Raw genomic sequence first — 13,150 nt, 5'->3', positions numbered from 1 at the left:
AGCCGGTGCGGAAACGGACACGACGTCCTCCCGTGAGTGCGGCGAGTAAAAAGAATGATCGTTCGTTCTTGAGCGGCTCCACGATGAGTGCCTGCCCGGCCCCTTGTCAAGAACGAACGTTCTTTTTTAGAGTGCGCCCATGGCCCGCGTCTCCCAGGAACACCTCGATGCCCGCCGCCGCCAGATCCTCGAGGGCGCCGCGCGCTGCTTCGCCCGCGACGGCTTCCACAGCACGACCATGCAGGACATCCTGCGGGAGACGGGGCTGTCGGCCGGGGCGGTCTACCGCTACTTCCCCGGCAAGGACGCGATCATCGCCGACCTGGCGCGGGAGGTGATCGGCACCATCCGCCGCGCCTTCGAAGACGCCTCGCGCGCCACCGACCCCGCCCCGCCGGGCGAGGTCGTGGCCGGGGCGCTGGTCCACGCCGCCCGGCTGCTGGAGTATCCGCCGCCGCTGGTCATCCAGGTCTGGGCCGAGACGGTGCGCAACGAGGACCTCGGGCGCCTGCTCCACGGCTTCCTGGCCGACATGGTCCGGATCTGGACCGGCATCATCGAGGCGTACCAGCGCCGCGGCGAGGTCCGCACGGACCTGCCGGCCGAGGACCTCGCCCGCACCCTGATCGCCTGCTGCCAGGGCTTCATGGTGCAGCGGGCCCTGGGCATGCCCTTCGCCATGGAGACCATCCGGAACGGCCTGTCCGCGATCCTCCCGATCGGCCCGGTGCCCGCGCCGGCGGGCGGAACGGGCGGTGCCGTGGTGTAGCGTCCGGTCCGTCCGCCGCGGACCCTACCCGTGAGTAAGTTTCTGTTCTACGCTCCCGTCCCAGGCAGCAGGGACGGCGCGGCCGGCGCGCACGTCACCCGCGAGGTGGATCCGGGCGCATGCGAGGTGCCGCGCGTCCTGGCACGGGAAGGAGTCAGCGCGTGACACCTGGTAACAGCCCCCGCAGCGGCTTCCGCACCATGACCGTGGTCTCCACGGGCGGCGCGCGCCTGCATACCGAGATCCACGGTCCGGACGGTGCGCCCACCGTCGTCCTCGTGCACGGCTGGACCTGCCGCATCGCGTTCTGGCATCCCGTGCTCGACGAGCTCGCCGCCGACCACCGGGTCGTCGTCTACGACCTGCGCGGCCACGGGCGCACGCCTCCCACGCCCGGCGCCTGCGGCACCAAGGCGCTGGCCGACGACCTGTGCGCCGTGCTGGACGCGACCGTGCCCGCCGGCGAACGCGCCGTCGTCTGCGGCCACTCCATGGGCGGCATGGCGGTCATGGCCGCCGCCGACCGCCCCGGGCTGTACGCGCGGGCCCGCGCCGCCGTGTTCTGCTCGACCGGCGCCGACCGGCTTGTCCCGGACTCCACCGTGATCCCGCTGCGGGCCGGCGCCCTGCGCTCGGCGCTCCAGCGCCGCCTGCTGCGCACCCGGCTGCCGTACGGGCCGGTCACGCCGCTGTCCCAGCGGCTCGTCGCCGCCATCGCCCTCGGCCCCGGCGCCCCGCCGCGGCTGCGCGCCCGCACCGCGCGGATCGTGCAGTCCGCCCCGCGCCGGGCGCGCGCCGAGTGGGGGGCGGTGCTGGCCCGGCTGGACCTGGCCGACCGGCTCGGCCGCCTCACCCTGCCGGTGACCCTGGTCCACGGCGAGGCCGACCGGCTGACCCCGCCGGTCCACCTCGAGCGGCTGGCCAGCCGCCTGCCCGAGGTGACCCAGACCGTGCTCGTGCCGGGAGCCGGGCACATGACGCCGCTGGAGAATCCCGGGGCGGTCGCCGCCGCCATCCGTGCCCAGGCGGCCGCCGGGCGGCGCGGGCCGGGGCGCTCGCCGGCCGGCGGCACGACCGAGGAGCGGGATCCGGCCTGACCGGCGCGGGCCGGCCGCGCGGCCGCCTGGGCACGGCCCGCTGGACAGGGAACGGGTCCGGCCCGCGAGGAGCCGGACCCGGGGGTACCCGTCACACGGGACCGCACGGAGCCGCAGGGGCCGCGCGGCACGTCACGGAAGGTGTCAGCGGTCCCGCTGCTGGCGGTCGCGCATCGCCTTCTTCGCGCGGTCCGTCACGTCACTGCCGTGCTCGTCCGGTTTCTTCTTCTTGCCGGACTGGTTCTTCTCGCTCATCTCCTTGGCGCGCCGCTGGAGCTGCTCCGCCTTGTCCTTGAACTGGTCCGAGATGCCCATGTGTCTGTCTCCTCGCGGGAAGGAAGGGGCTGTGATGCCAGCGTGGCATGACAGGACACTCCGCGCATGTCGGGGCCATTGGCGTGAAAACGGGGCATCTCCGTTGGTGCGCCCGTCCGGCTGCCGCTACCCGCGCGCCCGGCCCGGCCGCGGCGGCAGCTTCGGCCGGCGCCGGTCCGGCATGTCGCGGTAGCCCGGCGGCTCGGCAGCCGGGCGCTCGGCGAGCATGTCCAGCGCCAGCCGCACCGCCGTCTCCAGCACGACCGTGCGGCCCTCGGCCCAGTCCACCGGGGAGCGCTCCGCCTCGATGTCGGGCTCGACGCCGTAGTTCTCCACGCCCCAGCCGTAGCCGTCGAACCACGCGGCGTTCATCGGCACCGTGATGTGCGTGCCGTCGCCGAGGCGGTGGCTGCCGCTGATGCCGATGACGCCGCCCCAGGTCCGGGTGCCGACGACCGGGCCCAGCTTCAGCAGCCGGAACGCGGCCGTGATCATGTCGCCGTCCGAGGACGTCGCCTCGTCCGCGACGGCCACCACCGGGCCACGGGGCGCGTCCGAGGCGTAGGAGACGGGCTGCGCGTTGCGCGTGACGTCCCAGCCGAGGATCGTGCGCGACAGCTTCTCGATGACCAGCTCGCTGATGTGGCCGCCCGCGTTGCCCCGCACGTCCACGATCAGCGCGGGCATCGAGAACTCCCGCCGCAGGTCCCGGTTGAACTGTGCCCAGCCCGAGCCGCCCATGTCCGGGATGTGCACGTAGCCGCACTTGCCGTCGCTCAGCTCGCGCACGACCTCGCGCCGCCGCGCCACCCAGTCCTGGTACCGCAGCGGGCGGTCGCTGACCAGCGGGATCACGGCGATCCTGCGCTGGCCGCCCTCCGGCTCCTCGAACGTCAGCTCCACGCTGGTGCCGCCCGTCGCGTCGAGCAGCGGCCACGGCCCGAGCACCGGATCGACCGGCCGCCCGCCGACGTGCGTGAGGACCGCGCCCTCCCGCACGCCCGTGCCGGCCAGCGGCGAGCGGGCCTTCGGGTCGGACGACTCGCCCGGCAGGATGCGCGCCAGCTTCCAGCGGCCGTCCTTCGTGCGCGTGAAGTTGGCCCCCAGCAGGCCGATCGGCCGCTGGTAGTGGCGCGGCCCCTCGTTGCGCCGCGCCGCCGAGACGTACGCGTGGGAGGTGCCCAGCTCGCCCGCGGTCTCCCGCAGCAGGTCGGCGAACTCGTCCGGCGTCGCGACCCGCTCGACCAGCGGCCGGTACTGCGCCAGCACGCCGGGCCAGTCGATGCCGCCCATCTTCGGGTCCCAGAAGTAGTCCCGCAGCACGCGCCCGGCCTCCTCGAAGGACTGCCGCCACTCCGCGCACGGGTCCACGACGTGCGTGATCCGCCGCATGTCCAGCTCGACCGTGGAGTCGCTGTCGGCGGTCTCGGTCGCGGGCACGGCGCGCAGCTCGTCGTCCTCGCAGACCACCAGGCGCTGGCCGTCGCCGCTGACGCTGAACCAGTCGATGTGCTTGGTCAGCTCGGTCCGCTTGGCCTTGGCCAGGTCGAAGTGCTCCAGCGTCGGCTTGCCCGAGGTGTCGTCGGGGTTGACGAACGTCTCGCCCAGCGCGCCCGAGATCGGCCACCGCAGCCACACCAGGCCGCCGCCGCTGACCGGGTACAGCGAGGAGTACTTGGAGGCGGCCACCGGGAACGGCGTCACCCGGCTGGCCAGGCCCTCCGCCTCGACCAGCACCGTGCCCTCGCCCGAGCCGCCGTCCTCGCCGCCCTCGCCGCGGGTGTCGACCGGGTCCAGGCCGCCCATGGCCGGGCGGCCCTCCGGCGTGATCGCGAACGGCGAGCGCGTCGCCGACGACAGCGGCACCAGGTACGGGCGGCAGCCCAGCGGGAACGACAGGTCGCCGGTGTGCACGTCGTACACCGGGTCGAAGCCGCGCCACGACAGGAACGCCAGGTACCTGCCGTCGCTGGTGAAGACCGGCTCCTCGTCCTCGAAGCGGCCGTCGGTGACGTCCAGGACCCGCTCCTCGCCCTCGGCCTCCGCCAGCCGCGCGATCTTGATCTTGCTCAGCGAGTGGCCGATGCCGGGGTGCGCCCAGGCCAGCCAGGCGGAGTCGGGGGAGAACGCCAGGTCGCGCACCGGGCCGTTGACCGAGCGCACCAGCTCGGTCACCTCCGGCCGGGCGGTCCCGGCCTCGCCGGAGTCCGCCGCCCCCGTCCTGTCCTTGCCGCTGTCCTTACCGCTGTCTTTGTCAGCGTCCTTGCCGGCGTCCTTGCCGGCGTCCTTGCCGGCGTCCTTGCCAGCGTCCTTGTCGGTTCCGGCCCCTCCGCCGGCGTCCGTGTCTGTGCCGTCACCGCCGTCACCGCCGCTGCCGCCGCCCGTGCCGGGCCCGCCGGCGTCGCTGGCCTCCGGCTGCGGCACCGTGATGACCAGCAGCCGCCCGTCGTGGGAGGCGACCGCGAGCGTCGTGCCGTCCGGGGAGGCCGCCATCTCCCGCACGTGCCCCAGCTGCCCGGCGGCGATCCGGACCGGCTCCCGCCCGCCGCTGGCGCGCGGCAGGTAGGCGATCTCGATGGCGTCCTCGCCCTCGGCGTCCGTGACGTAGGCGATCCGCCCGGTGTCCCCGAGCATGACCGGCTCGCGTACCCGCACGCCCGGCGTGGCCGCGAGCGCGCGCGCCGGGCCGTCGCGGTGGGTCAGCCAGTACAGGCTGCCGCGCACGCAGACCGCGCTGGCGCGGCCGGTGGTGTCCACGGCCAGCGAGTCGACGTGGCGGGCGGCCGGGATCTGGTACGGGCGGCGCCCGGTGCGCGGGCCGGCCAGGCGCACGGGCAGGCGCCGGGGCACACCTTCGGGGTCATCGAGGTTCTCGGCGAGCCAGAGCTGGCCGCCGCACTGGTAGACCACGCGCCGGCCGTCGGTCGAGGCGTGGCGGGCGTAGAAGTCGTCGTGGTCGGTGTGCCGCCGCAGGTCGGTGCCGTCGAAGCGGCAGGAGTAGAGGTTGCCGATCCCTTCGTGGTCGGAGAGGAACGCGATCCGGTCGCCGACGATCATCGGGCAGTCGATGTGGCCGCCCAGACCGGGCAGCAGCCGCTGGCCGTGGAACCACAGCCGGCCCATGGCGCCGCCCCGGTACCGCTTCCAGGCGGCCGGTTCGTGCGGCGCCTTGCCGGTGAGCAGGAGGGTGCGGCGCTCGGCCCCGCTGCCCGTGACCGCGATGTCGGCGACGGGGCCCCAGGGCAGCTTCTCGCCCGGTCCGCCCTCGGGGGAGAGCTGATACGCCCAGGTAAGATGCGAGAACGGCTGTTCGTGCGAGCTGACCGCAAGGATCCGGCTGGGGCCGGAGGCGTCGGGCGGTGTCCAGCCGCAGACGCGCGTGTCGGAGGCACCCCAGAAGCTCAGCTGCCGCGCGGGGCCGCCACCGTCGACGGCCGCGAGGTGTATTTCCGGATCCAGCGTCCGCCAGCTGATGAACGCGATGTGGCGGCCATCCGGCGAGAATCGGGGAGTGGCGATGCGCGTGCGGTCGGCGGTCAGCCGCCAGGCCCGGCCCGGCCGCTGGCCGGGTTCCGGGAGCGGGGCGATCCACAGATCGTCCTCGGCGGTGAAGCAGAGCAGTTCACCGTGAAGATGCGGGAAACGAAGGTAGCCGTCACACTCCTCGGGTTGGCTGAGGGACTCGGCGGATGTGTTGAGTTCGTCGCTCACGGTTCCATGCTTCGGTGCTGGGACGATGGCGGCAAGTCACGAAAGGAACATGTTGTGATCTGAATCACAATATGTGTCATTGGCTCACCCGAGGCAGGCGGTTGCGCGTCTCGTGGCATGAACTGACACATCTCTGCCCGCCCTTACCCCGTCCGCCCTGCCGCCTCAGCCCCTCTCCCCACCGTTCCATTTCACGACACCCCGGACAGGAGAACCTGCCCCGTGGCTACGTTTCTGTACAAACTCGGCCGCCTGTGCTTCCGGCGCCGCTGGTGGGTGGCCGCTGCCTGGCTTGCCCTGCTGGTCGGCATAAGTGCCGCCGCCGCCAACGCCGGTGACCCGCCCGACGACGACTATTCGCTTCCCGGCACGGAGTCCCAGGAAGCCTTCGACGTGCTGGAGGAGTCCTTCGCCGAGGCGAACGCCGACGCGATGGAGTCCACCGTCGTCTTCGCGGCTCCCGAGGGTGAGACGCTGGCCTCGGAGGAGAACCGGGCCGCGATCCAGGACGTGCTGGCCCAGCTGCGGAACGGCGACGAGGTGCTGTCCGTCACCGACCCGTTCGAGACGGGCACGGTCAACCCGGACAAGACGCACGCCTACACCACGGTGGACTACGGCGTCACCTTCAGCGACATCACGCCGGAGATGCGTGAGCAGCTCGTCAACGCCATGGAGACCGGCCGCGAGGCGGGGCTGACCGTTGAGGCCAGCGGCGAGGTCGCCATGGAAGAGGTCGAACTGGGCGGCGGCGAGGTGATCGGCATCATCGTCGCCGCGATCGTGCTGGTCATCACCTTCGGCTCGATGGTCGCCGCCGGGCTGCCGCTGCTGACCGCCCTGATCGGCCTCATGGCCGGCGTGACCGGCATCACGGCCCTGTCCGCCACCCTGGGCCTGTCCGCGATGACCGGCATCCTGGCGTCGATGATCGGCCTCGCCGTCGGCATCGACTACGCGCTGTTCATCGCCTCCCGCTACCGCGCGGAGCTGGTCGCAGGCCACTCCCGCGAGGAGGCCGCCGGCCGCGCCGTCGGCACCGCCGGCTCCGCCGTGATCTTCGCGGGCCTGACGGTCATCATCGCCCTGGCCGGCCTGGCTGTGGTCAACGTGCCGCTGCTCACCAAGATGGGCCTCGCCGCCGCCGCGACCGTCGCCATCGCCGTCATCGTGGCCCTGACGCTGGTGCCCGCGGCCTTCGGCATCGTCGGCAAGTTCATCTTCGGGCGGCGGATGCGCCGGCAGAACCCCGAGACCGGCGTGCCGTCCTCGCTCAGCAACTCCGGCAAGGACAACGGCGGCACCCGCTGGTCGCGCGCGATCCTGCGCCGCCCCGGCCTGGTCCTGATCGCCGCGGTCGCCGCCCTGGGCGCCCTCGCGGCCCCCCTCGCCAGCATGGAGATGGGCCTGCCGGACAACGGCACCCAGCCCGAGGACACCACGCTCCGCCGGTCCTACGACCTCCTCAGCGAGGGCTTCGGCCCCGGCTTCAACGGTCCGCTGATGCTCGTCATCGAAGGCCAGGACGGCACGGACATGGAGGCCGCGACCACCACCATCAGCGACGAGATCAGCGGCCTCGACGGCGTCGTCCAGGTCGCGCCCGCGGCGTTCAACCAGGACGGCACAGTCGCCACGATGCTGGCGTTCCCGGCGACCGGCCCGGCCGACCACGAGACGACGGAACTGGTCGAGCGCATCCGCGCCGACGTCTCGGACGGCCTGGGCGAGGAGACCGGCACGAACATCTTCGTCTCCGGCGCCACCGCGGCGAACATCGACTTCTCCGAGGTGATGAACCGGGCGCTGGTGCCCTACCTGGCGCTGGTCGTCGGCCTGGCGTTCGTGCTGCTGATGGTCGTCTTCCGGTCCATCCTGGTGCCGCTGAAGGCCGCGCTCGGCTTCCTGTTCTCCGTGCTCGCCGCCCTGGGCGCCGTCGTGGCGGTCTTCCAGTGGGGCTGGGGCGCCGAGCTGATCGGCGTCGAGGAGACCGGGCCGATCATGAGCATGATGCCGATCTTCATGGTCGGCGTGGTGTTCGGCCTGGCCATGGACTACGAGGTCTTCCTCGTGACCCGGATGCGCGAGGCCCACGTCCACGGCGAGGACCCCAAGCAGTCCGTCGTCACCGGCTTCAACCTCAACGCCCGGGTGGTCACGGCCGCCGCGGTCATCATGATCAGCGTCTTCGCGGGCTTCGCCGTCACCTCCGCCGAGGCGATGGTGAAGATGATGGGCTTCGGCCTCGCCGCGGCCGTCCTGCTCGACGCCTTCGTGGTCCGCATGACGATCGTCCCGGCGATCATGGGCCTGGTCGGCGAGCGCGCCTGGTGGCTGCCGAAGTGGCTGGACCGGATCCTGCCCAACGTCGACGTCGAGGGCGAGTCGCTGGGGCGGTACCTCGACGCGCAGGGCAAGGGCCGTCCCGCCCAGGACGCGCAGCAGCGGCAGCCGGAGCCGGTCGGCTGACGCCGCCCGTCCGGCGCGCCGCCGCCTGAACACACCACGAGCCCGGTGCGGGTCCCGCCGCACCGGGCTCGTGGCGCTCTGGTCCGCGCTCAGCCGGCCAAGCGCAGCACGTCCGCGACGATCGGCCCGGCGAACTCGCCGCCGTGGCCGGAGTCGGGGACGACCGCGGCGACCGCCAGGTCGTTGCGGTAGCCGGTGAACCAGGCGTTGGGCCGCTCCTGCCCGTCGACCTCGGCCGAGCCCGTCTTGGCGCCGATGTCGCCGTCGAGGCCCGCCATCGCCTCGGCCGCGGTGCCGTACCGGGCCGTGGTGTTCATCAGTCCCCGCAGCTCCTCCGCGGCGGCGGGCGACAGCTCCCCGGGAGCCTGGGCCAGCTGCCTGCCGTCGAACTCGGCCGGCACCAGATAGGGCTGGCGGAACCCGCCGTTTTGCACCGTCGCCGAGACCGAGGCCATCGTCAGCGGGTTCATCCGCACCCCGCCCTGCCCGATCAGCGACGCCGCCATCTGTGCGCCCGACTGCGTGGGGACCTGGCCGTCCATCGTCGCGGTGCCGACCTCCCAGGTCAGGCCGAGGCCGAAGACGTCCCGGGCGTGGTTGCCCAGCGCGTCGTCGTCCAGCTCGGGCGCCTGGCTGATGAACGCCGTGTTGCAGGAGGCCGAGAAGCTGTCGGCGAACGTGCCGCCGCGGATCTCGAACCGGTCGAGGTTCTGGAACCGCCAGCCGCCGTACTCGAAGAACTTCGGGCACGGGTGCGGCTCGCCGGCCGAGGCCAGCCCTTCCTGGATCAGCAGCGAGGCCGACACGATCTTGAATGTGGAGCCCGGCGCGTACGAGCCCTGGAGCGCGGTGTTGAACCCGTCGGGGTTTTCGTTGGCGATCGCTCTGATCGCGCCGGTGCTCGGCTCGATCGCCACGGCGGACGCGCCGTCCTCGGCCGCCACCGCGTCCTCGGCGGCGCGCTGGACCGCCGGGTCGATCGTCGTCGGCACCTGTCCGGTCTCCGGCTCGGCCAGGCGCTGGAGCCGCTCGACCACCTCGCCGCCGGCGTCCACGATGTTCAGCGACCTGCCGCGGAAGGCGCCGGACTCCTCCTCGTACCGCTCGGCCACGTCGGCGAGCACGGGCGCCAGCGAGGGGAACTCCTCGGCGCTCAGCACGTCGCCGTTCGCGTCCAGCACCTCGACGTCGGCGCGCCGCTGGAGCGGTCCGGTCGCCAGTGACTGGCCCTCCCGCAGCCCCGGATACAGCACCGACGGCTCCCAGTGCACGACGGGCTCGCCGGAGCCGGCCGACCGCACCACGGTCAGCTCCGATTCGTAGCCGAACGGGGCTTCGTGCCGCTCGCCCTGGGCCCGGTACGCGATCCGCGCGTCCACGGTGAACGGCACGGTCCCTTCCTCCGGTTCGCCCGCGGCCACCGTCAGGTCCGTAACGCCCGCCTCCTCGGCCAGCGCCTCCAGCGCGGCGCGCGCCGCACCGGGATCGTCGGTGAGCGCGGCGGCGGCCCGCGCGTCGCCCTCCTCCCAGGCCGTGAGGAACCCGGCCGCCGTCTCCCGCACCTCCGCCTCGGCCGGCGGCCCGTCCTGCTGCGCGGAGTCGTCCTGCCCAGTGCCGGACGCCGCCGCCACCGTCCCGGTGCCGTCGCCATCACCGCCGCCAAAGTGCATCACGCCGTACGCCGCGAAGCCGACGACGGTGGCGGCGGCCACCACCGCCCCGCCGATAACCGCCAGTCTCTGACCGTCCCGCATGACCGCCCTGTTCCCGAAATCGCCCGTGAAGTCGCTGCGTTCCCACGGTGAGAGGTGCTCACGTGGAAAGAAGAAAGATGCTCCCCCGCTCCCGGGGCGCGGCCGCGCGCTGACGACGCGCCGGCACAGCGAACGCCCTCGGGGGAGCGCAGCCTACCCGGTCACGCGCCGCGCGACGGCACGGACCGGTCACACCCAGGTATCGAGCCACATGCGGTCGTGCCAGCCGTCCTGGGGAATCTCCAGACCGGAGTAAATCGGGTAGAAATAAATGAAGTTCCAGATAATCAGCAGCACCAGCACGCCGGAGGCCACGATGCCGCTGACGCGGCGGCGCTCGCTGCACCCCGGCGGGCCGGCCATCGCGCCGATCAGCAGGGCGACGGCCAGGCAGAGGAACGGCGTGAGCACGACCGCGTAGAAGTAGAAGATCGTGCGCTCCTGGTACAGCATCCACGGCAGGTAGCCGGCGGCCACCGCGCAGAGGATGGCGCCCGCCCGCCAGTCCCGGCGGAACAGCCAGCGGTAGCAGGCGTAGGCGAGCGCGAAGCAGGCGGTCCACCACAGCAGCGGGGTGCCCAGCGCGAGCACCTGGCGGACGCAGCCCCCGGCGAAGCCGCAGCCGTTCTGGCCCTCTTCCGCCGAGACGTAGTAGTAGTTGACGGGCCGCGCCGCGACCAGCCAGGACCAGGGGTTGGACTCGTAGTCGTGCGGCGACTCCAGCGAGACGTGGAAGTTGTAGACCTGGAACGTGTAGTGCCACAGGCTGCGCAGCGGGCCCGGCACCCAGGTGAACGACCCGCCCTGCCCGGCCGTCTCGGCCCAGTCGCGGTGGTAGCCGCCGGAGGTGGCGAACCACCCGGTCCAGGACGCCAGATACGTCAGCAGCGCCACCGGCACCAGCGCGCAGAACGCCGGGAGCGCGTCGCGCCGCAGCATCGCGCGGTACGGGCGGTACGCGCCGGCCGTACGGCGCGCCGCCGCGTCCCACAGCACCGTGAGGATCCCGAAGGCGGCGAGCACGTAGGCGCCGTTCCACTTCGTGGCGCAGGCCAGGCCCAGGCAGACCCCGGCGGCGATCCGCCACGGCCGCCAGCCCAGGCGCAGCCGCGCGCCGGTGTCCGCCTGCGGCCGGGTGACGCCGTCGCTGCCCGTGGGCAGGGCGGCGGCGAGCCGGGCCCGCGCGGCGTCGCGGTCGAGGAGCAGGCAGCCGAACGCCGCCAGCAGCCAGAACGTCAGCACCAGGTCCAGCAGGGCCGTGCGGCTCATCACGAAGTGCAGCCCGTCCACGGCCAGCAGCCCGCCCGCGAGGCAGCCCAGGGCCGTGGAGCGGAACAGGCGGCGGCCGATGCGGCACAGCATCAGCACCGACAGCGTGCCCAGCAGCGCCACCATGAAGCGCCACCCGAAGGGGGTGAGCCCGAAGAACCACTCGCCGAGGGCGATGACCCACTTCCCGCCGGGCGGGTGGACGACGTAGGCGGCGGTGTCGTCGAACGGTGTGGCCCCGGCGATGATCCGCTCGTCGGCGTCGTCGGGCCACTCGGTCTCGTAGCCCTTCTGGAGCAGCGACCAGGCGTCCTTGGCGTAGTACGTCTCGTCGAAGATCACCGCGTCCGGGCTGCCGAGCCGGGCGAAGCGCAGCACGCCGGCGACGAGCGCGACCAGCAGCGGCCCGCCCCAGGCGGACAGCCGCGCCAGGCGGAGCGACGCCTCGCCGGAGAAGCCGAGGAACCGCCACGTGGCCGTCCCCGGCTCGGGGAACGGCGGGACCAGCCGGTGCCCGACGCCGGCCTTCCGGCGCGGCGTGTAGCCGAAGAGGCGCAGCCGCCGCTCCCAGCCCGGCACCCGCTCGGTGCCTGGTGCTGGCCGTGTCCCGGTGGCGGTCTCGCTGCTCCTCACGCGGGCCATCTTGGCATCCGCCGGTGACGCCCCTGTGAGGATGGACGCGGACGGCGGAGCCGGAGAGGGCACGGTGAGGACCGTGAGCGCTCCGGAGACCCAGGCAACCTCTGTGCAGGAGTTCTGTGCAGGAGTACTGAGAAGGGCGGCGGCGGATGAACCCCCATCACGGCGTGCTGGTGCTGGCCGGTACCCCGATCGGCGACGTGGCGGACGCCTCGCCGCGGCTGGCCGAGGAGCTCGCGGCGGCGGACGTGATCGCGGCCGAGGACACCCGGCGGCTGCGGCGGCTGGCCCGGGAGCTCGGCGCCGAGCCGGGCGGGCGCATCGTGTCGTATTTCGAGGGCAACGAGCGTTCCCGCACCCCGGAGCTGGCCGACGCCCTGGCCGGCGGTGCCCGCGTGCTGCTGCTGACCGACGCCGGGATGCCGTCGGTCTCCGACCCCGGGTACCGGCTGGTGGCGGCGGCGGTCGAGCGGGGCGTGCGGGTCACGGCCGTGCCGGGGCCCTCGGCCGTGCTGACGGCGCTGGCGGTCTCGGGGCTGCCGGTGGACCGGTTCTGCTTCGAGGGGTTCCTGCCGCGCCGGGCGGGGGAGCGGGCGGCACGGCTGGCGGAGGCGGCGGACGAGCGGCGGACGCTGGTCTACTTCGAGGCGCCGCACCGGCTGGCGGCGACGCTGGCGGCGATGGCGGAGGCGTTCGGCGAAGACCGGCGCGCGGCGGTGTGCCGGGAGCTGACCAAGACGTACGAGGAGGTGCGGCGCGGGCCGCTGCGGGAGCTGGCCGCCTGGGCCGGCGAGGGGGTGCGCGGCGAGATCACCGTCGTCGTCGAGGGCGCGCCGCGCGGCGGTGGCGGCGAGGCGGCGGCGCCCGCGGAGCTGGCGCGGCGGGTGGCCGCGCGGGAGGCGGCGGGGGAGCGGCGCAAGGACGCCATCGCGGCCGTGGCCCGGGAGGCGGGGGTGCCCAAGCGGCGGGTCTTCGACGCGGTCGTCGCTGCCAAAGCGGCCGCCCGTGAGGCCGCGGGGGACGCTGCCGGAGAAACTGCCGGAGAAACTGCCGGAGACGAGGCGGGGGAGGCCGGCGGGTTCCGGGGATGAAGCGACGCGCACCACCGCGATAAAATGGAACATCAC

At 73.4% G+C, this 13,150-nt stretch carries 8 protein-coding genes; 4 read left to right on the top strand and 4 right to left on the bottom strand.

Annotated features, from left to right (window positions below; all coding sequences use genetic code 11):
• Positions 1 to 139: 139 nt before the first annotated feature.
• The gene (locus tag JK356_RS18765; protein WP_201869826.1) at positions 140 to 769 is read left to right on the top strand and encodes a TetR/AcrR family transcriptional regulator; all 630 of its coding nucleotides are present in this window, start codon (positions 140 to 142) and stop codon (positions 767 to 769) included.
• 161 nt (positions 770 to 930) lie between these two features.
• Entirely contained in the window at positions 931 to 1,866 is a 936-nt protein-coding gene (locus tag JK356_RS18760; protein WP_307815727.1) for an alpha/beta hydrolase, read from the top strand.
• Positions 1,867 to 2,010: 144 nt separating this feature from the next.
• Here JK356_RS18760 and JK356_RS18755 read toward each other — a convergent pair whose 3' ends face one another.
• Together JK356_RS18755 and JK356_RS18750 are read right to left on the bottom strand one after the other, a co-directional pair.
• On the bottom strand, positions 2,011 to 2,181 hold the full coding sequence (locus tag JK356_RS18755; protein WP_201869824.1) for a hypothetical protein: 171 nt from the start codon (positions 2,179 to 2,181) through the stop codon (positions 2,011 to 2,013).
• A gap of 126 nt (positions 2,182 to 2,307) precedes the next feature.
• A complete protein-coding gene (locus JK356_RS18750) occupies positions 2,308 to 5,892 on the bottom strand; it encodes a S41 family peptidase (RefSeq protein ID WP_201869823.1) in 3,585 nt (1,194 codons plus the stop codon).
• A 222-nt stretch (positions 5,893 to 6,114) separates the two neighbouring features.
• Here JK356_RS18750 and JK356_RS18745 point away from each other — a divergent pair, with 222 nt between their 5' ends.
• Positions 6,115 to 8,361: an MMPL family transporter gene (locus JK356_RS18745; RefSeq protein ID WP_201869822.1), complete on the top strand. Its 2,247-nt coding sequence runs from the start codon at positions 6,115 to 6,117 to the stop codon at positions 8,359 to 8,361.
• An 89-nt stretch (positions 8,362 to 8,450) separates the two neighbouring features.
• On the opposite strand, the gene JK356_RS18740 is transcribed toward JK356_RS18745, so the two are convergent.
• Positions 8,451 to 10,115, bottom strand: coding sequence for a penicillin-binding transpeptidase domain-containing protein (locus JK356_RS18740; protein WP_201869821.1), 1,665 nt, complete (start codon positions 10,113 to 10,115; stop codon positions 8,451 to 8,453).
• 189 nt (positions 10,116 to 10,304) lie between these two features.
• Positions 10,305 to 12,026 (bottom strand): dolichyl-phosphate-mannose--protein mannosyltransferase, encoded by a 1,722-nt coding sequence (locus JK356_RS18735; RefSeq protein WP_201869820.1) that lies wholly within the window; start codon positions 12,024 to 12,026, stop codon positions 10,305 to 10,307.
• 146 nt (positions 12,027 to 12,172) lie between these two features.
• Here JK356_RS18735 and rsmI point away from each other — a divergent pair, with 146 nt between their 5' ends.
• Entirely contained in the window at positions 12,173 to 13,114 is a 942-nt protein-coding gene (rsmI, locus tag JK356_RS18730) for a 16S rRNA (cytidine(1402)-2'-O)-methyltransferase (RefSeq protein WP_201869819.1), read from the top strand.
• Positions 13,115 to 13,150 lie beyond the last annotated feature (36 nt).

It is taken from the genome of Streptomyces sp. 7-21 (assembly GCF_016741785.1).
Classification (GTDB): domain Bacteria; phylum Actinomycetota; class Actinomycetes; order Streptomycetales; family Streptomycetaceae; genus Streptomyces.
This window is presented reverse-complemented; position numbering and strand designations above follow the sequence as displayed.

Coding starts and splice junctions, on each gene's coding strand:
- JK356_RS18765 (WP_201869826.1), top strand. CDS start 140: ATGGCCCGCGTCTCCCAGGAACACCTCGATGCCCGCCGCCGCCAGATC.
- JK356_RS18755 (WP_201869824.1), bottom strand. CDS start 2,181: ATGGGCATCTCGGACCAGTTCAAGGACAAGGCGGAGCAGCTCCAGCGG.
- JK356_RS18740 (WP_201869821.1), bottom strand. CDS start 10,115: ATGCGGGACGGTCAGAGACTGGCGGTTATCGGCGGGGCGGTGGTGGCC.
- JK356_RS18735 (WP_201869820.1), bottom strand. CDS start 12,026: ATGGCCCGCGTGAGGAGCAGCGAGACCGCCACCGGGACACGGCCAGCA.
- rsmI (WP_201869819.1), top strand. CDS start 12,173: ATGAACCCCCATCACGGCGTGCTGGTGCTGGCCGGTACCCCGATCGGC.